We start from the raw sequence: 18,824 nt of genomic DNA on the forward strand, positions 1-18,824 counted from the left end.
GGTCATCGGCGAAACCCCGGTCGCCCGTGGCGTCCGGCACGTACTTCACGGTGACAACGATCCTCAAGCTCACGCCGACTCCTCCACTGCCCTGCGGCCCTACTGCACTCGTCCAACTACTGCCGACAACGTATGGCACTCAGTTCCCTCTGTAAAGGTACCTAGTGCCAAGGGTGGCCGTCCGGTGTTACGTTCCCGGCATGAGCGAGGCGCGCGAGGTCAACGGGGCACAGAAGAAGGCACCCATGCGGGAGGTGCTGGCCGAGGCGGCGTTCCAGCTGTTTCTGGAGCGTGGTTTCGAGCGGACGACCGTGGACGACATCGTGGCGCGGGCCGGGGTGGGGCGGCGGTCGTTCTTCCGCTACTTCCCGTCCAAGGAGGACGCGGTCTTCCCGGACCACGAGAGCTGCCTCGCCGACATGACGGCCTTCCTGGAGGCGGCGAGCGATGAGAGCGACGCCGTCGACGTGGTGTGCGACGCCGCGTGCCTGGTGCTGCGCGTCTACTCCACGAACCCCGAATTCTCCGTACAGCGCTACAAGTTGACCCGTGAGGTGCCGGGTCTTCGGACGTACGAACTGTCCGTCGTGCGGCGCTACGAGCGCATGCTCGCCGGGTATCTGCGGCAGCGCTGGGTCGAGGCCACCGACGGTTCCCTGCGCGCCGAGGTGGTGGCCGCGTCCGTGGTCGCCGCGCACAACAACGGCCTGCGCTCCTGGCTGCGTTCGGGCGGCGAGGGTGACGCCGAGGACGCGGTCGACCGCGCGCTGCGGCTCGTACGGCGGACGTGGGGGGAGGGCGGCGACGGTGCGGCGGCGCCCGAGCCCCAACAGGAGGACGTCGTCGTGATGGTGGCGACCAAGGGGGCCCCGATGTGGCGGGTCATCCAGCGGGTGGAGTCGGCGCTGCGGGACGGCTGAATCGGAGCCCGAAGCAACTTGATGGTACTCAGTGTCTTTACTGGCTGGCACCGAGTGCCATACGCTGAGAGGGCGCCGAGGCACTGTCGCCCGGCGCGCGCCGGCGAGTGCGGGAGGCCGAAGGATGTCAGTGATGTCAGGGACGTTCACGAGCGGCATCGGTGTCATGGCGCCGAACGGCGTCGAAGGTGTCAAGGGTGCCGCGGGTGACGCGGACGCCGACGCGGGATTCCCCTACCAGCGCTGCCGTTGGTGTCGCACTCCGTCCTTCCGGCGGCTGTTGTGTCCTGTCTGCGCGTCGAGCGAGCTGAAGACCGAGCACAGCGCGGGCCCCGGCGTCGTGGTCCAGTCCCGCGTCGTCCACCGCGGCACCGGAGTCGCGCGCAACGAGGCACTCGTCCGCTTCCCCGAGGACTTCATCGTGCCCTGCCGCATCGTGGGCACCGCACCGCACATGGTGTGGCTCGGCGCCACGGTGCGCCCCGTGGAGGGCGCGGCCGCCGAGTCCGGCGAGGTCTTCTTCGAGCTCGAGGACGACTTCGCCGTCGGCTACGACCTGCGCTGACGGCTGACGGCTGACGGCTGACGGCTGATGGCTGATGGCGACCAGCGCCGACCACGGGCGCGCGGGCCGCTTCACATGGCCCGCGCCCCCGACTTGATCGCCTCACGGATCCGGTTGTACGTGCCGCAGCGGCACACGTTGCGGATCGCGTCGAGGTCCGCCTCGGTGATCTCGCGGCCCTCGTCCCGCACCTTGCGCACCGTGGCGACGGCGGCCATGATCTGGCCCGGCTGGCAGTAGCCGCACTGCGCCACGTCGCGCTCCAGCCAGGCCTCCTGCATCGGGTGCAGCTCGCGGCCGACGGTGGCGGGCAGCCCCTCGATCGTCGTCACCTCGTCGTCCGGGCCGACCTGCGACACCGGCACCGAACACGGGTTGAACGCCTTGCCGTTGATGTGCGACGTACAGGCCTGGCAGACGCCGATCCCGCAGCCGTACTTGGGTCCGGTGACACCGAGCAGATCCCGTAGGACCCACAGCAGCCGCACGTCGTCCTCGGCCTCGACGGTTATCCGCTCGCCGTTCAGCGTGAAAGTGTGACGCGGCATCGGGGAATCAGGTCTCCTCGGTAGTCGGGGAAGCGGGGAAGCGGGGGTTCAGGAGAATGCGGGGTCCGGATCAGTACGCCCGGTCGAGCCCGTCCGTCGGTGACTGCGGCGTCGACGGCTCGCGCGGCAGCGGCTCGAACGCGAGCTCCGCGTGGTTGATCGGGAAGCGCGTCGGCAGCGTGCCGGTCGCCCGCGCGTACGCGCACGCGACGGCCGCGAAGGCGGGCGCGACGCCCAACTCCCCGGCGCCCGACGGCTTTTCACCGGTGTTCGGCATCACGATCACCCGGAGTTCGGGCGGGGTGTTCCACTGCCGCGTATAGAAGTAGTTGTCCCAACTGCCCTCCAGCGGAAGGCCGTCCTCGATGTGCAGGCTGGAGGTGAGGGCCATGGCGAGGCCGTCGTTGAAGCAGCCCATCATCTGCGCGCCGAGGCCCCGCGGGTTGATCGCGAACCCGGCGTCCACCACGATCAGTGCCTTGGTGACCCGCGGCCCCGTCACCCCGTCCTTGACCTCCCGGCCGACGGTCTCCGGCCGGCAGTCGATCTCGACGAGGATCGCCACGGCGCCCCGGTACTCGGTGTGCAGGGCGATTCCCTGCGCCACCCCGTCGGGCAGCGACCGCCCCCACTCGCCCTCCTCGGCCGCCTTGTCGAGGACGGCGTGCAGCCGCTCGTCCTTGAGGAACGAGCGCCGGAATTCCACCGGGTCCCGGTCCATCTTCCGAGCCAGCTGGTCGACCATCAGCTCGCGCGCGCACGCCACGTTCGGCGAGTAGATGTTGCGCATGCTGCCCGTCGCGAACTTCAGTGGCACCTCGCTGAGCAGCTGCGTGGTGACACCGAAGTCGTACGGGGTGGTCTGCGTGAGCGTGAAGATGGTCTCGGCGAAGGTGAGATTGCCGGCCACGGGCAGCTTCGCGGCCGTCGACGTGATCATCTCGCCGAGCCCGTGCCCGAAGTCGGTCTGCGAACTGGCGTGCCGCTGCTCGTAGCTGAGGACTTCCTTGCCGGTGTACGTGGCGCGAACACGTGAGACGGACATCGGGTGGGCGCGGCCGTGCCGGAAGCTGTCGGTGCGCGACCAGGACAGCTTGACCGGCTTGCCCATCTTCTGCGAGATCTCCGCCGCCTCGGCCGCGACATCGTGGAACAGATGCCGGCCGAACGAGCCGCCGCCCTCCACCACATGCACCGTCACCGCGCTCTGCGGCAGGCCGAGCCGCTCCGCGATGTCGCGCTGGGCCACGATCGGCACCTTCAGGCTCGACCAGATCTCGGCCCGGCCCTCGCGCACGTCGGCGATGGCGTTGTCCGGTTCCAGCGGGCTGTTGCTGGCGAAGGCGAAGGTGAACTCGGCGTCCAGCTTCTTCGTCAGGACCGGTGGCACGATCATCGGGGGAGTGGCCGCCTTGAGCTTGCGCTCCACCGAGTCGTCGGACTCGCCGTCCACGTCGCCCGGACCCCAGTCGACGTCCAACTCCCGTAGCGCGTCGATGCATTGGCCGAATGTCTCGCCGCGCACCGCGACCCCGTGCTTCAGCTCCGCGACATCCGTGATGCCGGGCATCCGCCGCACGGTGTCCGCGTTGCGCACCGTCCGCACGGTCCCGCCGAGCGTCGGCGGCCTGCGCACCATGGCGGGCTTGGCATCGGGCACCTCGTGGTCCATGCCGAACTTCTTGCGCCCGGTGACGGCCTCCAGCGCGTCGATACGGTTCTGCGGCGTGCCGAGCACCTTGAACTCGGACCGCTCCTTCAGCGGCGCCGCCGCCACCCGCAACGACTGCCCGCTCGCCGCGGCCTTCGCGAGGGAACCGTACGCGGCGCGCTTCGCCGAGGAACCGGAGCCGTACGAGACGAGGCCCTCGTGCGTGGTGAGTTCCGAGGCCGCGACGCCCCACTGCCGCGCCGCCGTCGCGATGAGCTGCTGCCGGGCGAGGGCGGCAGCGGTGCGCACGGGGCGGTAGATGCTGCGCATCGAGTTGGAGCCGCCGGTGAGCTGGTTCATCAGCAACTCGGGGCGGGCGTCGGCCAGGGAGACCCGCACGGCGTCGAGCGGCAGGTCCAACTCCTCCGCGATCATCATCGCCACCGCGGTGGTCATGCCCTGCCCGACCTCGGCCCGCGGGACCGCGAACGAGGCGGTGCCGTCCTCGTGCACGCGCACGGTGATCAGGCCCGAGGCCGGGGCCGCCGCGAGATTCTGCATGTCACCGAGGTCGAAGAGCTCCTCCGGCTGCGGCGGCGAGGGCACCGCGGCCTCGGCCTCGGCCGGGTCCGCGGCGTCCAGGGCGAACCGGGCGCCCACGGCGAGCGTCGGCGCGGCCAGTAGATAGGCGAGCACTCTGCGCCGTCCCGGTGCGGACGGCGTCGACGGTTCGTCGTGCTGAGGTGAGCGACTCTGCTCGGCCATGTGGCGGTCCTCCGGAACGCGGGCGGGCGCTGGGGCCTGTCGTGTGGATCGGGCCGGGCTCGCGGGGTCCGGCCTGTTCCACACCACAGGCGCTCGGGCGGGATCGGCCCGGCGCCACCGCGGAGCCTGGCACGCCGCCCGCGCCACCGACATGGGCACGGCACGTTCCTCGCCGCTGATCCACAGGACCGTCACACTTGCCGCGCCTGACGCTCAGGAGCCGTCGGCCCCCGTCGCCTCCTCGGCGATCCGGTCGAACTGGGCGCCCATCGCCTCGGCCAGCGCCTGCGCGGCGGACAGCGGACGCACCATCACCATGAAGTCGTCGATCAGGCCGTCCTCGTCGAAGTGCAGGAAGTCGGCACCGGTGATCTTCCGGTCGCCGACCCGCGCCTCGAAGACGAGCACGTGATCCCGCCCGTCGGCGTCGCCGATCTCCCGCACGTAGCGGAAGTCCTCGAAGACACGGGTGACGCCGCGCAGGATCGCCGCGGTGATCGCCTTGCCGGGGTAGGGCTTGAACACGACCGGGCTGGTGAAGACCACGTCCTCGGCCAGCATGGCCTCGACCGCGTCGAGATCGTCCTTCTCCACGGCTGCACGGAAGGGATGCATGGGTGCCACCTCGGTTCCTCGCCCACAGCTTCATAGGCAATAAGTTGAATAGGTGCGGGTGACAGTAATCGCATCGCTGTATGGTGTCCACATGTCGCTCAAGTACGCCGTCCTGTCCGCGCTCCTTGAGGGCGAGGCCTCCGGGTACGACCTGGCGAAGATCTTCGACGTCTCGGTGTCGAACTTCTGGGCGGCGACGCCCCAGCAGCTCTACCGGGAGCTGGACCGGCTGACCGCCGACGGGCTGATCGACGCGCGGGTGGTGGCGCAGGAGCGCAGGCCGAACAAGCGGATGTTCACGCTGTCCGTGGCCGGCCGCGCCGACCTGGCCGCGTTCACGCAGCGGCAGCCCAAACCGCTCGCGCTGCGCGACGAACTCATGGTGAAGGTGCAGGCCGTCGACGTCGGCGAGGGCGACGCCGTCCGCGCGCACATCGAGGAACGCATGGACTGGGCGCGCGGCAAACTCGCCCGCTACGAGCGGGTGCGGCGGCATCTGCTCGGCGAGCTGGGCGAGGAGGACTTCCTCGCCGACGGGGAGCGCGTCGGACCGTATCTGACGCTGCTGCGCGGCATCTCCTTCGAGGAGGAGAACCTGCGCTGGGGGCGACGCGTCCTGGAGATCCTGGAGCGGCGCGCCGCCCGCGCGGCTCAGCCCTCGGGTTCGGGTTCGGGCCCGCCGGGAGCCTCGGGCTCCCTGAGCTGAAGCCCGTTCTCCCAGATCTTGTTGAGCGTCGTCACCAGCTTCTCGTACGGAATGCGCTGGCCGAGGACGAACACCAGGTACGCCATGCGGCTCACCATGACGGACAGGGCGTGCGCCGTCACCAGCGGGTCGAGGCCCGGGTCGGCCGCGCCCGCGTCCTGGAGGGAGCGGATCAGCTTGGCGTTGCGGCGCGCGAACGCGTTGCCCCGCTCGATGCGCAGCTGCTTGAACGTCTCGTCGACCTGGGCGACCTGCTCGAAGAGCGCCATGAGGCGGGCGTTCTTCTTGTAGGCGCGCAGGTACTCGCGGTTCGACGCGTCGATCATCTCGCGCGGATCCGTGATGCCGGTGCGCTCGCGCAGATGCGGGTGGAGCATCTCCTCCTGCACCTGCGCGACGAGCGCCTGGAAGACCTCTTCCTTGCTGTTGAAGTACGTGTAGAACGAGCCGGACGCGACATGCGCGGCCTTGGAGATGTCCGTGATCCGGGCGTCGAGATACCCGTCGCGCTCGAACACCTCACGGGCGGCGACGACCAGCGCGTTGCGCGTGCGGACGCCGCGGGCGCTGCGCGGTGTGATGGGTTGCTTCTGTCCGCCGTCTGCGGCCGGGGCCTGGGCAGCCAACGCGGGTCCCTTCGTTCGTGTTTCCACTGGTGGACGGGCATCTCTCAAGGGGTGTGCACCCACCGGTGGCTGCGGATCGTATCAGCCGACACCCGCGAGAAACTCCAGGAGAGCGGCGCTGACCGCGCCGGCCCGCTCCTGCTGGATCCAGTGCCCCGCCCCGTCGAGCACGACGCGCCCGCGCAGATCGGTCAGCACCTCCTCAAGACGGTCGGCGGGCATGAACCGGCCCACCGGGTCCGCGGACCCGGTGACGAACAGCGAGGGGCAGTCGACGGTGCGCCCGGCGAGGTGCTCCGTCAGCTCCCAGGTACGATCCAGGTTCCGGTAGTAGTTGAGGCCGCCGGTGAACCCGGTGCGCTCGAACTCCTCGACGTAGTAGGCGAGTTCCTCCTCGCTCAGCCACGGCGCCGGCGGGAAGTTCTCGTCCGGGCGCCCGGCCCACTCGGCCGACCAGATCTCCCGCGTCACCAGCGTCCTGCGCACGTTCTGCGCGAGGGCACGGTCGGCGACGCCCGGCTCCTGGAACCACACCATGTAGAAGGCGTCGCCGAGTCGCCGCTGCATCACGGGCAGGGGCGCCACGGGGGAGCGCGGCGCCACCGGCACACTCATCCCCACCACACCCCGCACCCGCTCCGGGTGCGCGAGCGCCATCTGCCACACCACCTGCGCACCCCAGTCGTGCCCCACGAACACCGCGTCGTCCGCGCCCACGGCATCGAGCAGCCCGACGAGGTCCGCACAGACGGTCAGCGTGTCGTACGCGTCGACCTCCTCGGGCCGCGAACTCCCGCCGAACCCGCGCATGTCCGGGGCGAGCACCCGGTACCCCGCCGCGCCGAGCGCCAGCACCTGGTGACGCCAGGAGAAGGCCAGCTCCGGAAAGCCGTGGCAGAGCACCACCAGCGGCTTGTCGTGCTGGTCGGCATCCGCAGGGCCGTGCTCGAAGACGCGCAGCGAGATCCCGTTCACATCGACCTGCCGCGCACTCACGCGCTTCCACTCGGTCACGGTTGCGGGGGTACTCATATGGGCAACTCCTCGATCTCGACACCCGGTGACAACTTGAACAGTCCCTGTTCAAGGGCGTGTTCAAGGTATTGAAGTTGACGTTGGGTTCAAATATACAGGGGGCGGCCGCAGGGCCGCAGCGGTCGTGACATGTTTGGACGACGGAGGAGCCCCGCACGTGAATCCGCCCACCGCACAGCCCCGAAAAGGCGCCGAACAGGCAGCCGCCGAGACACCTCCGACGCGCGCCTCGGGCAAGCTACTTGCCGCGGGACTCATCGGCAGTTCCATCGAGTGGTACGACTTCTTTCTCTACGGGACGGCCGCCGCGCTGGTCTTCCCGCACGTCTTCTTCCCCGACTCGTCGGCACTGACCGGCACCCTGCTGTCGTTCAGCACCTTCTGGGCGGGCTTCCTCGCCCGGCCGATCGGCGGCGTCGTCGCGGGACACCTCGGCGACCGGCACGGCCGCAAGGCGATGGTCGTCCTCTCCATGGCGCTGATGGGCGCCTGCACCTTCCTGATCGGCTGCCTGCCGGGCGCCGGGGTCCTCGGCGCCGCCGCGCCGCTGCTCCTCGTACTGCTGCGCTTCCTGCAGGGCCTCGCCTGCGGCGCCCAGTGGGGTGGCATCGCGCTGCTGCTCACCGAGTCCGCTTCACCCAAACGCAAGGGGTACGCGGGCACCTTCGGGCAGATGGGTGTCTCGCTCGGTGTGTTCCTCGGCAACGGGGTCTTCCTGCTGGCGAGCGCGGTCACCTCGGACGAGGCGTTCATGAGCTGGGGCTGGCGCATCCCGTTCCTGGTGAGCGCCGTGCTGCTGCCCGTCGTGATGTACGTGCAGAACAAGGTCGAGGACTCGCCCGAGTTCCGGCAGATGTCCGAGCAGGCCGCCGCGAAGAGCGACAAGGAGAAGGTGGCGCGGGCGCCCGTCGTCGAGGTGATCCGCAGCAAGTGGCGCACCGTGCTGCTCGCGGCCGGGCTCCTCGCCGGCACCAACTGCCTCTTCTACATCAGCATCGCGGGCGTCATCAGCTACGCGGCCGAGCACCTCGGCCTCGACAAGGACGACATCCTCCTGGTTGCGATGCCGGTGACCGCGGTCGGCGCCCTGTTCGTGCTGTGGGCGGGATGGCTGTCCGACCGGGTCGGGCGGCGCCCCGCCGTGCTCGTCGGGGCGGCCATCATCGTGCTGTGGGCGTTCCCCTACTTCTGGCTGGTCAACACCGGTTCGCTGCTGTGGCTCGGCGTCGCCGTCCTGATCGGCGGATTCGGCCAGTCCCTCACGTACGGGCCGCTCGCCGCCTACATCGGCGAACTCTTCGAGCCGCGCGTGCGCTACTCCGGCGCCTCGCTCGCCTACCAGATCGCCGCCCTGACCATCAGCGGCGGCACCCCGCTCATCATGACCGCGATCATCGGTGGCACCGGCGGCACCAGCTGGGTGTCCGTGTTCATCGCGGTGATGGGCCTGCTCACCTTCGGCTGCGCCTGGGTGCTGCGCGAGACCAACCCGCGCGAGGTGCGCGAGGACCCGACAGCGGTGCCGGGCGCCGTGGAAGGAGTGCGATCGTGACGACGACCGACCAGGACCTGGTGTACGCCGAGCGGCGCGGCGCCGTGACCGTGGTGACACTCAACCGCCCCGACCGGCTCAACGCCTGGACCAACGAGCTGGAGGACCGCTACTTCGCGCTCCTCGACGAGGCGGAGGCCGACCCCGAGGTGCGCGCGGTCGTCGTGACCGGGGCCGGCCGCGGGTTCTGCGCGGGCGCCGACATGGCCGAGCTGGAGCGGATCGGCTCCGCCGACGCGGCGAGCGAGGAACGGCCGAAGAGGGAGCGGCCCCGCTGGTTCCCGCTGAGCCTGCGCAAGCCGCTGATCGGCGCGATCAACGGGGCGGCGGCGGGCCTCGGCCTCGTCGAGGCGCTGTACTGCGACATCCGGTTCAGTACGCCGGACGCCAAGTTCACCACGTCGTTCGCGCGGCGCGGGCTCATCGCCGAGTACGGGATCGCGTGGCTGCTGCCCCGCGTCGTCGGGCCCGCGCGCGCGGCGGACCTGCTGTTCTCGGGGCGGGTGGTGCGCGGCACTGAGGCGTACGAGATGGGGCTCGTCAACCGGGTCGTCGAGCGGGACCAGCTGCTCGACGAGGCGGTCGCCTACGCCACGGAGCTGGCGACCTGGTCGTCGCCGACGTCGATGAGCGTGATGAAGCAGCAGCTCAGCGAGGCGTTCGAGACGGATTTCGAGGGGGCGGCGCGGAGGGCGGAGGTCCTCATGGAGGAGTCGTTCGGGCGGGCCGATGCGGCGGAGGGTGTGCGGAGTTATTTGGAGGGGCGGGAGCCGGGGTTTCGGCCGTTGGGGCCGTTGGGGTCGGCCTGAGTGTTGTTGCGGATACCCGGCGCGCGGTCTCGGGGCTCTGCCCCGGACCCCGCTGCTCAATCGCCGCAGGGGCTCAAAAGGAAAGGTCTCGCATGCCCAACGCCTCCGCATCCATCTGGACCCATGCCGCCTCCGCCCCGGACCGGATCGCGTTGCGCGGTTCGACGTCGGTCAGCTGGACGTACGGGCAGCTAAGTGAACGCGCGTGCGCCGTACGGGAGTTGCTCGACACGCACACCGTTCGGCCCGGTGACCGGGTGCTGCTCGTCGCGCCGTCCGTGCCCGAGTTCGCCATGGCGTACTACGGGATCCTCGCCGCAGGTGTCATCGCGGTCACCGCCAACACCATGGCCACCGAGCGCGAGTTGACGTACATGGCGCGGGACGCGGACGTGCGGCTCGTCCTGGCGTGGAGCGCGCTCGCCCCGGCGGCTCGCCGCACGGCCGACGAACTCGGCGTGCCGTTCCGGGAGTTGAGGGAAGGACTGGACGGCATCGCCCCCGCCTCCGCCGCCCCCGAGCCGCTCCCCGCCGACGCCCACGACACCGCGGCGATCCTCTACACCTCCGGCACCACGGGCAAGCCCAAGGGCGCCCAGCTCACCCACGGCAATCTCGCATCGTGCGCCGCCATCTTCTGTGACATCCACGCCATCGGCCCCGACGATCGCGCCGTCACCGGGCTCCCGCTCTTCCATGTGTTCGGGCAGGCCTGCGTGATGGGTACCACGATGCGTGCGGGTGGCTCGCTCACCCTGCTCGAACGGTTCGACGCCGGTGCCATGACGGCGCTCATCCGGCGCGACCGACCCACCTTCATCGCGGGTGTGCCGACCATGTGGAACGCCATGCTGCGGGCAGCCGACGACGCGGGAGCCGACTTCTCGGGCCTGCGGCTCGCCTCCTCCGGCGGGGCCTCCCTGCCCGTCGAGGTCATGCGGGCCTTCGAGGAGCGGTTCGGGTGCACCATCGTCGAGGGATACGGCCTCACCGAGACCACCGGCGCCGGCACCTGCCATCTCGCGGATGAACCGGCCAAACCGGGGACCGTGGGCCGGGCGCTGCCGAGCTGCGCGGTCGCCGTGCGCGACGACGAGGGCGCGGAGCTGCCGCCGGGGGAGGTGGGTGAGGTGCACATCAAGGGCCCCGTCGTGATGAAGGGGTACTGGAACCGGCCCGACGCGACGGGGGAGGCCCTCGACGCCGACGGCTGGCTGCGCACCGGTGACCTCGGCTCCCTGGACGCCGAAGGTGATCTGCGCATCGTCGACCGCAAGAAGGACCTCGTCATCCGCGGCGGCTACAACGTGTATCCGCGCGAGGTCGAGGAGGTGCTGTACGAGCACCCCGACATCGTCGAGGCCGCCGTCATCGGGGTGCCCGACCCGCACTACGGCGAGGAGGTCGCGGCCGTCGTCGCCCTGCGCCCCGGCGCCGCGCTCGACATACAGGCGCTGCGGGCCTGGGCCAAGGAGCGGCTGTCCGCCTACAAGGTGCCCCATCTGCTCGCCGTGGTCGACGAGTTGCCGAAGGGGGCCACCGGCAAGATCCTCAAGCGCGGCATCGACCCGTCCGTCGTCTCGGGACTCTCTAGAACTTGACGTCGGATTCAAGTACGGTGAGTGCCACGCACCGGGTGGGACGAAGGAAGCGAAGGAGCGGACAGCGGGATGTTGATCAACGACAAGGTCGCGATCGTGACAGGAGCCGCCGGAGGCATCGGCGCCGCCGTCGCCCAGCGCCTCCTGGAAGCCGGCGCCCGAGGTGTGCTGCTCACGGACCTCGACGCGGCGCGCCTGGACGCGACCGTGCAGCGGCTCGCCGAGAGCCACGAGGGGCGCGTCGCGGGCCTGGCCGGGGACGCGGGGGACACCGAGCACCTGCGCGGCCTCATCGCGGCCGCGGAGGAGGGCTTCGGACCCGTCGACCTGTACTTCGCCAACGCCGGGATCAGTGGCGGCGCCGGGCTCGACGCCACCGAGGAGGAGTGGGAGCGCGCGCTCGACATCAACGTGATGGCACATGTGCGCGCCGCGAAGCTCCTCGTACCGGGCTGGGTGGAGCGCGGCGAGGGCTACTTCTTCTCCACCGCGTCGGCCGCGGGCCTGCTCACGCAGATCGGCTCGGCGACGTACGCCGTCAGCAAGCACGCCGCCGTCGCCTTCTCCGAGTGGCTCTCGGTCACGTACGGGGACGAGGGTGTGCGCGTGAGCTGCCTGTGCCCGCAGGGCGTCGAGACGGAGCTGCTCATGGCGGGCACCCGCTCCTCCGACCCCACCGAGCAGGCCGCGGCCCGCGCCGTGCTGGACGCCGGAAACCTGCTCAAGCCGCTCGACGTCGCCGACGAGGTGCTGGCCGCCGTCGGCGACGAGCGCTTCCTCGTGCTGCCGCACCCGCAGGTGCTCGACTTCTTCCGCCACAAGGGCAGCGATTACGACCGGTGGCTGCGCGGCATGCGCCGCTACCAGAAGTCCGTGCGATGACCGCGCGCAGCGCCGTCCTCTTCGACTTCGGCGGCGTCCTCACCACGAGCCTCGTCGACGCCTTCGAGGACCTGGGCCGTGAACTCACCGGCGACCCGGACCTGTTGAGGCGGCTGCTGACGCACGACAAGGAGAGCAGCGCGCTGCTCGTCGAGCACGAGAAGGGGCTCATCGGGCAGCGCGCGTTCGAGGAGGGCTTCGCGGCACGCCTGCGCGCCCACGGCGCCGACGTCGAGGCGGCAGGACTTGTCACCCGCATGATGGCGGGCCTGCGCCCCGACCCGGACACGGTCGCACTCGTCGCGAAGGTTCGCGCCGAAGGACACCCCGTCGGCCTGCTCTCCAACTCGCTCGGCGACGACTGCTACGCGGGCTTCGACCTGCCCGCGCTGTTCGACGCCGTCACCATCTCCGGCGAGATCGGCGTCCGCAAACCCTCGCGGCGCGCCTACGCCATCGCCTGCGAACGCCTCGGCGTCGCCCCCGAACAGACCGTCATGGTCGACGACCTGGAACAGAACATCACGTCCGCGGCCCGCATCGGCATCGCCGGGGTCGTGCACCGCGACGCCGCCACGACCGCCGCCGAACTCGACCGCTTGCTGGGCGCGTCGAGCCGCGTGTGACACCGTACGTAATGACTTGGGAGGAACCACTCGTGTACGAACAGTCCGCCAGGGGCAAGGAGTACCAGGACAAGCTGCTCGCCTTCATGGACGAGCACATCTACCCCGCGGAGGCGGTCTACGCCGCGCAGATGGCCGAGTCCGGCGACCCGCACTTCCACCCGCCGGTCATCGAGGAGCTGAAGACCGAGGCGCAGAAGCGCGGCCTGTGGAACCTGTTCAGCCCGCACCCCGAGTGGGGCCCCGGTCTCACCAACCTCGAGTACGCGCCGCTCGCCGAGATCATGGGCCGCAGCGCGGGCCTGGCACCCGAGGCCACCAACTGCAACGCGCCGGACACCGGCAACATGGAGGTCCTCACCCTCTTCGGTACCGAGGAGCACAAGGAGAAGTGGCTCAAGCCGCTGCTCAACGGTGAGATCGCCTCCGCGTTCGCCATGACCGAGCCCGCGGTGGCCAGTTCGGACGCCAGCAACATCCAGATGCGGATGGAGCGCGACGGCGACGACTACGTGCTCAACGGCCGCAAGTGGTGGACGTCCAACGCCCTGCACCCCAACTGCAAGGTCCTCATCGTCATGGGCAAGACGGACCCCGACGGGCCCGCCTTCCGCCAGCAGTCGATGATGGTCGTGCCGATCGACGCCCCCGGTGTCACGATCGTGCGCGGACTGCCCGTCTTCGGCTACCAGGACCGCGAGGGCCACGCCGAGGTCCTCTTCGAGAACGTCCGGGTCCCGGCCACCGCTCTGCTCTCCGGCGAGGGCGACGGCTTCCTGATCAGCCAGGCCCGCCTCGGCCCCGGCCGCATCCACCACTGCATGCGTGCCATCGGCATGGCCGAGCGCGCCCTCGACCTGATGATCGACCGGGCGCAGGCCCGTACGACCTTCGGCTCCCCGGTCGCCGACCGCGGCAACATCCAGGACTGGATCGCCGAGGCCCGCATCGAGATCGACATGGCGCGCCTGCTCACCCTCAAGGCCGCCCACCTGATGGACACCGTCGGCAACAAGGAGGCGCGCACCGAGATCGCCGCGATCAAGGTCGCCGCGCCGAACGTCGCCCTCAAGATCGTCGACCGCGCCATCCAGGTGCACGGCGGCGGTGGCGTCTCCGACGACTTCCCGCTCGCCAGCATGTACGCGCACCTGCGCACCCTGCGCCTGGCCGACGGCCCCGACGAGGTGCACAAGCGGACGATCGCCCGGCGCGAGCTGCGCCGCCGGCAGAAGGAACGGGGTGAGAAGTGACCTCTTCGGAGGCCTCTCTGCACGGACGGGTCGCGCTCGTCACCGGCGCGTCGCGAGGCATCGGCCTCGCGGCGGCCGGCGCCCTGCGCGACCGCGGCGCCCGCGTCGTGGTCACGTCCCGTGACGAGGAACGCGCCAAGGAAGCGGCGCGCCAACTCGGCGACAACGTCGAGGGGTTCGGGGCGCACGCCACCGACGAGGACGCGGCGCGCGCCTGCGTCGAGCACGTCGTGGAGTCGTACGGCCGCCTCGACATCCTCGTCAACAACGCCGGTACGAACCCGGCGTACGGGCCGATCATCGACCAGGGGCACGCGCGCTTCGCCAAGACCATGGACGTCAACCTGTGGGCGCCGATCCTGTGGACGTCGCTCGCGGTCAAGGCGTGGATGGGCGAACACGGTGGCGCCATCATCAACACGGCCTCGATCGGGGGGCTTTCGGTCGCCAAGGACGTCGGGATCTACCACGTCTCGAAGGCCGCCCTGATCCACCTCACCAAGCACCTCGCCCTCGAACTCGGGCCGAAGGTGCGGGTGAACGCCATCGCGCCCGGCGTCGTCCGCACCCGCCTCGCCGAAGCGCTCTGGCAGGAGAACGAGGAGGCGATCACGGGCGCGACTCCGCTCGGCCGGATCGGTGAACCCGAGGACATCGGCGAGGCCGTCGCCTTCCTCGCCGGCGAGGGCGCCCGCTGGATCACCGGCGAGACCCTCGTCGTCGACGGCGGCCAACTCGTCGGCTCGGGGCCGCTGTAACGGCGTGGTGGATGGGGGTGGTCCTCCAGGTGAAGCGTGCGTCAGGATGGAGGCATGACCGCGGCACAGCGCGCCATGACCGAGCTCGGAACATGGCCGAACCTGGTAAGTGGCCCGTCCCAGTGCTTGGTTGGGCACGCCTTTCGCGCGGCGGGCCACGACCTTGTGCACTTCCACGCCGATGACTGCGCCGATCTGTACCTGACGTCGTCGGTCGTGCAGCGCCTGCTGCCCCAACTGCGACACAACAGTGCCATCAGGGTGCAACCGGGGGCCTCCTGGATTACCGTGCTTCTCGAATGCGACACGGATGTGCAGCTGCTGCTGAGCCTGGTGAGCGTCGCCCTGAAGGAACACGACGCGCACGCCTGCCCCTCACCTCCGTGTGACTGGGAGCGCGGCTAGCGGTTCACGGAGAGAGGCGAGCATCCGATGCGCAAGATCGTTTTCATGATGGGCATGTCCCTCGACGGCCATATGCAGGGCCCCGACCGCGAGATCGGCTGGCACCGGGTCGACGAGGAACTGCACCAGCACATGAACGATGTGAGCCGCACCTTCGGCGGCTTCCTCAGCGGACGCGTCACGCACGAGCTCATGGCCGCGCACTGGCCGACGGTGCACAAGGACCCCGAGGCCTCCCCGACCATGGCCGAGTTCGCGGGCATCTGGTGCGAGATGCCGAAGATCGTGTTCTCCCGGACGCTCCAGCCGGGTCCCGCACAGTGGCACACCACCGTGATGAACGAGGTGGTGCCCGAGGCGATCCGCGCCCTCAAGGAACAGCCCGGCGGCGACCTGGTCATCGAGGGGGCGAACATGGCGACGACGTTCCTGGAGCACGACCTCGTGGACGAGTTCCGGGTCTACGTCCATCCGGTCCTGATCGGCGCGGGCACCCCGATCTTCCACCGCGGCGAGACCTTCACGGAGCGCCCGCTGCGCCTCGCGGAGACGCACACGTTCGGGAACGGGGTCGTCCTGCTGCGGCACGAGCGGGACCGGGGCTGAGTCCGGCCGATATCGCCGTGGGCGAAGTGCGGGGCGCGGCCGTCGCGCGCGCTCGTACGGTGGGCCGATGAGCATCCAGGAGAGCCGCCGACCCCGCCCTCGCCCCCGTCCCGCTCCGGCCCCGGAGCCCCTGTTGCGCCATGTCGTCGGCGGGGTGCTGCGGCGGCGCAGGCGGGCACAGGGGCGGACGCTGCAGGAGGTGGCGGACGTCGCCGGGATGTCGATGCCCTACCTGTCGGAGATCGAGCGCGGCCGCAAGGAGGCGTCGTCGGAGATGCTGGCCGCCGTGGCCGGGGCGCTCGGTCTGGGGCTCGTCGACGTACTCGTCCTCGCGCAGGGGGAGTTGGCGAAGGCGGTCCGCCCGGTGCGCCTGGTGTCTTCCACCGGTGTGACCACGTCCGGCCAGGGCGCGCGGGGCACGGTCTGTCTCGCCGCCTGAGCCGGGCTCAGCCCTCTTCGAGGTGGCGCTGGAGCACAGGGACGTGGCTGTGCTCGATGTCCTTCACCGACGTCACGAGCGTCACCCGGCCGTGCCCGGCCAGTTCGCGCACGCGGTCCACGAGTTCGGCGCGCTCCGGTTCGGCCAGCTCCGCCGCGTAGCGCTCGGCGAACGTGTCGTACCGGTCCTCCTTGTCCTCGTGGTACCAGGAGCGCAGCTCCTTCGACGGCGCGATGTCCTTGAGCCACTCGTCGACGTCGGCGCGCTCCTTCGAGATGCCGCGCGGCCAGAGCCGGTCGACCAGCAGGCGGGTGCCGTCGGCCGGGGCGGCCGGGTCGTAGACCCGGCGGACGGCGAAGGGGCCGGAGCCCTGATGTGCGGTCATGCAGCCATTGTGCTGCTCTCCTCCGCTTCGCGTCCCGGGCGGGATAGCTCCCGGCGTCAGCCGTTCGGCCCACGCGCGATGGCGGAGCCCGGTGTTCCGTAGCGAAAGTCGAGCATGACCCAAGCACCGTACGACCCGCAGACTCCCCACCGGACGCCCGACGGCGACACCCCGCAGGGGCAGGGGCCGCTCGGCAGACTCGCCCAATCCGCCTGGCAGGCCGTGCTGCTCATGGGCGTCGCCTCGGTGATCCTCGGCGTGCTCGTCCTGGCCTGGCCGGGCGCATCGCTGCGCGTGGCGGGCATCCTGTTCGGCGTGTACCTGCTGGTGAGCGGCATCTTCCAGCTCGTCGCCGCGTTCGGTACGCACGCGACGGCCGGGATGCGTGTCATCGGCTTCATCAGCGGCGCCCTCTCGGTGCTGCTCGGTCTGTTCTGTTTCCGCGACGCGATGGAGTCGACGCTGCTGCTCGCCCTGTGGATCGGCATCGGCTGGCTGTTCCGCGGCATCACGCAGACCGTCGCCGCGGCCTCCGACCCCGCGATGCCCACCCGCGGCTGGCAGATCTTCCTCGGCGTCGTCACCGCGCTCGCCGGTGTCGTCCTGATCGTGTCGCCGTTCTCGACCCTGGCGGTGCTCACGCTGGTCACCGGCATCTGGCTGATCGTGGTCGGCGTCGTGGAGATCGGCACGTCGTTCGCGGTACGCAAGCGGGCGAAGGACATCCCGGCCGGGGTGTGACCGCAACGGCCGACACACCCCGCACATGTCGAGGGCCCCGCTGAAGCAGCGGGGCCCTCGACATGTGCGGGGTGGGGGAGTTCGCCTCAAGGGCTCAGGGCTCAGGGCTCAGGGCTCAGGGCTCAGGGGCTCAGGGCTCAAGGGCTCGGGACGGCGGGCGCGTCAGACGCCCACGGCCTCCTCCATCTCCTCCTCCTGGTCCTGGTCGTGCACGGCCTCCCGCTTGTGCTTGTGCGCGGGGGCCGGCTCCACGGCGGCCGGGGTGCCGCGCCGGCGCTCGGCGAGGCCCGCCACCGTGATCATGGCGGCGCCCACGAGCAGCCAGGCCACGAGCGTCCAGAGGTTGCGGGCCAGATCGTGCTGGCCGAAGTAGAGGAGGCTGCGGGCGCCTTCCACGTACCCCGCGCCGTTCCAGAAGCTGTGCAGGCCCGCGAAGAAGCCGTTCTGCAGCTCGGGCCGGAAGATCCCGCCGGAGCTGGTGAAGTTCAGCATCACGAACAGCACCATCACGCCGAGCGTCGTCCACTTCTTCAGGAACGTGTGCAGTCCTACGCCGATCAGCAGGACGCCCGCCGAGTACAGCCACGTCATGCCCCACAGGCCCCACAGGTGGGTGTGCGCGAGGTGGAAGACCGGTCCCGCGAACGCCGCGCCGATCAGGCTGACCACGCCGGACGCGCCGACGACGAGCAGGGCGCGGGTGCGCATCCGCAGCGCGGCGCCCGCACCGCCGATCACCGCGACCGAGGCGTACGAGCCGATGCTGACCGCCACGAGCAGGAAGAACAGGCCCTGGCCCGTCGGGTCGTTGTCCACCGTCGGCGTCACGTCGGTCACCTTCAGCGGCGCGCCCTGTTCGGCGGCGACCGGCGTGAAGATCTTCTGGACCACGGAGACGGTGGTGTCCGAACCGGCGGACGCCACGATCAGCTCGGGCGCCTTGGCGTCGAGTACGTAGGCGCCGTCGATGTCCCGCGTCTCCAGCTGGTCCACGGCGGTGGAGCGGGAGGTGAGTGTGCGGACGTCGAGCGCGTCACCCGCCTTGTCCTTGACCGTCTGCGCGAAGACCTTCGCCTCCGGGCCCGAGCCGACGACGGCGATCGGCAGATGGTGCGGCTCGGGCGACGCGAAGGCGCCGAGATAGGCGAGGCCCATGCCGACGCACATCAGGAGCGGGGTGAGCAGATGCGTCAGCACGTGACGCAGCGCGGGTTCGCGCGTGCCGCTCATGAGCAGGACCTCCACGGATCGATACAGTTGGCTTTTACAACTCTTGGTGCAGTTGTACTCTACAACCGTGAAGAGGGTCGGAAGTCCCTGAGCGGGTGTGACCATG

The 18,824-nt window shown here is 70.4% G+C and carries 21 protein-coding genes; 14 read left to right on the forward strand and 7 right to left on the reverse strand.

Features of this window, described 5'->3' with window-relative positions:
• Positions 1-200: 200 nt before the first annotated feature.
• Entirely contained in the window at positions 201-920 is a 720-nt protein-coding gene (locus OKJ99_RS40305; protein WP_326023468.1) for a TetR family transcriptional regulator, read from the forward strand.
• Between the two features lie 133 nt (positions 921-1,053).
• Positions 1,054-1,485, forward strand: a complete 432-nt coding sequence (locus tag OKJ99_RS40310) for a Zn-ribbon domain-containing OB-fold protein (protein ID WP_326023469.1) — start codon at positions 1,054-1,056, stop codon at positions 1,483-1,485.
• Positions 1,486-1,556: 71 nt separating this feature from the next.
• Here the strand turns inward: OKJ99_RS40310 and OKJ99_RS40315 are convergent, their stop codons facing one another.
• From OKJ99_RS40315 to OKJ99_RS40325, 3 genes are all read right to left on the reverse strand, one after another.
• Entirely contained in the window at positions 1,557-2,033 is a 477-nt protein-coding gene (locus tag OKJ99_RS40315; protein ID WP_326023470.1) for a (2Fe-2S)-binding protein, read from the reverse strand.
• A 70-nt stretch (positions 2,034-2,103) separates the two neighbouring features.
• Positions 2,104-4,449 carry a molybdopterin cofactor-binding domain-containing protein gene (locus OKJ99_RS40320; protein WP_326023471.1) on the reverse strand — a complete coding sequence of 782 codons (2,346 nt, stop codon included), beginning with the start codon at positions 4,447-4,449 and terminating at the stop codon, positions 2,104-2,106.
• A gap of 213 nt (positions 4,450-4,662) precedes the next feature.
• Positions 4,663-5,064, reverse strand: a complete 402-nt coding sequence (locus OKJ99_RS40325; protein ID WP_326023473.1) for a nuclear transport factor 2 family protein — start codon at positions 5,062-5,064, stop codon at positions 4,663-4,665.
• 91 nt (positions 5,065-5,155) lie between these two features.
• On the opposite strand from OKJ99_RS40325, the gene OKJ99_RS40330 reads away from it, so the two are divergent.
• Positions 5,156-5,770, forward strand: coding sequence for a PadR family transcriptional regulator (locus OKJ99_RS40330; protein ID WP_326023475.1), 615 nt, complete (start codon positions 5,156-5,158; stop codon positions 5,768-5,770).
• Here OKJ99_RS40330 and OKJ99_RS40335 read toward each other — a convergent pair.
• A complete protein-coding gene (locus tag OKJ99_RS40335) occupies positions 5,716-6,396 on the reverse strand; it encodes a TetR/AcrR family transcriptional regulator (protein WP_326023476.1) in 681 nt (226 codons plus the stop codon). The two genes, OKJ99_RS40330 and OKJ99_RS40335, sit on opposite strands and share 55 nt — an antisense overlap.
• An 81-nt stretch (positions 6,397-6,477) precedes the next feature.
• The gene (locus tag OKJ99_RS40340) at positions 6,478-7,428 is read right to left on the reverse strand and encodes an alpha/beta fold hydrolase (RefSeq protein WP_326023477.1); all 951 of its coding nucleotides are present in this window, start codon (positions 7,426-7,428) and stop codon (positions 6,478-6,480) included.
• A 160-nt stretch (positions 7,429-7,588) separates the two neighbouring features.
• On the opposite strand from OKJ99_RS40340, the gene OKJ99_RS40345 reads away from it, so the two are divergent.
• The 10 genes from OKJ99_RS40345 (at position 7,589) to OKJ99_RS40390 (ending at position 16,362) form a co-directional block, all read left to right on the forward strand.
• On the forward strand, positions 7,589-8,983 hold the full coding sequence (locus OKJ99_RS40345) for an MFS transporter (protein WP_326023478.1): 1,395 nt from the start codon (positions 7,589-7,591) through the stop codon (positions 8,981-8,983).
• A complete protein-coding gene (locus tag OKJ99_RS40350) occupies positions 8,980-9,792 on the forward strand; it encodes an enoyl-CoA hydratase-related protein (protein WP_326023479.1) in 813 nt (270 codons plus the stop codon). The genes OKJ99_RS40345 and OKJ99_RS40350 overlap by 4 nt, the downstream gene beginning before the upstream one ends.
• A gap of 92 nt (positions 9,793-9,884) precedes the next feature.
• Positions 9,885-11,393, forward strand: coding sequence for a long-chain-fatty-acid--CoA ligase (locus OKJ99_RS40355; protein ID WP_326023480.1), 1,509 nt, complete (start codon positions 9,885-9,887; stop codon positions 11,391-11,393).
• 69 nt (positions 11,394-11,462) lie between these two features.
• Positions 11,463-12,275, forward strand: coding sequence for an SDR family oxidoreductase (locus OKJ99_RS40360; protein WP_326023481.1), 813 nt, complete (start codon positions 11,463-11,465; stop codon positions 12,273-12,275).
• Positions 12,272-12,901 (forward strand): HAD family hydrolase, encoded by a 630-nt coding sequence (locus OKJ99_RS40365; RefSeq protein WP_326023482.1) that lies wholly within the window; start codon positions 12,272-12,274, stop codon positions 12,899-12,901. Before OKJ99_RS40360 ends, OKJ99_RS40365 begins: the two co-directional genes overlap by 4 nt.
• Positions 12,902-12,912: 11 nt before the next feature.
• Complete coding sequence (locus tag OKJ99_RS40370) at positions 12,913-14,154, forward strand: acyl-CoA dehydrogenase family protein (protein WP_407700865.1); 1,242 nt, start codon at positions 12,913-12,915, stop codon at positions 14,152-14,154.
• A complete protein-coding gene (locus tag OKJ99_RS40375) occupies positions 14,151-14,912 on the forward strand; it encodes an SDR family oxidoreductase (RefSeq protein ID WP_326023486.1) in 762 nt (253 codons plus the stop codon). Before OKJ99_RS40370 ends, OKJ99_RS40375 begins: the two co-directional genes overlap by 4 nt.
• Positions 14,913-14,966: 54 nt before the next feature.
• Positions 14,967-15,317, forward strand: a complete 351-nt coding sequence (locus tag OKJ99_RS40380; RefSeq protein ID WP_326023487.1) for a luciferase domain-containing protein — start codon at positions 14,967-14,969, stop codon at positions 15,315-15,317.
• A 27-nt stretch (positions 15,318-15,344) separates the two neighbouring features.
• On the forward strand, positions 15,345-15,923 hold the full coding sequence (locus OKJ99_RS40385) for a dihydrofolate reductase family protein (protein WP_326023488.1): 579 nt from the start codon (positions 15,345-15,347) through the stop codon (positions 15,921-15,923).
• A gap of 67 nt (positions 15,924-15,990) precedes the next feature.
• Complete coding sequence (locus OKJ99_RS40390; RefSeq protein ID WP_326023489.1) at positions 15,991-16,362, forward strand: helix-turn-helix domain-containing protein; 372 nt, start codon at positions 15,991-15,993, stop codon at positions 16,360-16,362.
• A 7-nt stretch (positions 16,363-16,369) separates the two neighbouring features.
• Here the strand turns inward: OKJ99_RS40390 and OKJ99_RS40395 are convergent, their stop codons facing one another.
• Positions 16,370-16,747, reverse strand: coding sequence for a DUF488 domain-containing protein (locus OKJ99_RS40395; RefSeq protein ID WP_326023490.1), 378 nt, complete (start codon positions 16,745-16,747; stop codon positions 16,370-16,372).
• A 114-nt stretch (positions 16,748-16,861) separates the two neighbouring features.
• On the opposite strand from OKJ99_RS40395, the gene OKJ99_RS40400 reads away from it, so the two are divergent.
• A complete protein-coding gene (locus OKJ99_RS40400; protein WP_326023492.1) occupies positions 16,862-17,488 on the forward strand; it encodes an HdeD family acid-resistance protein in 627 nt (208 codons plus the stop codon).
• Positions 17,489-17,650: 162 nt separating this feature from the next.
• On the opposite strand, the gene OKJ99_RS40405 is transcribed toward OKJ99_RS40400, so the two are convergent.
• Positions 17,651-18,718 carry a hypothetical protein gene (locus OKJ99_RS40405; protein WP_326023494.1) on the reverse strand — a complete coding sequence of 356 codons (1,068 nt, stop codon included), beginning with the start codon at positions 18,716-18,718 and terminating at the stop codon, positions 17,651-17,653.
• Positions 18,719-18,824: the final 106 nt, after the last annotated feature.

It is taken from the genome of Streptomyces endophyticus (assembly GCF_035798155.1).
Classification (GTDB): Bacteria; Actinomycetota; Actinomycetes; order Streptomycetales; family Streptomycetaceae; genus Streptomyces; species Streptomyces endophyticus.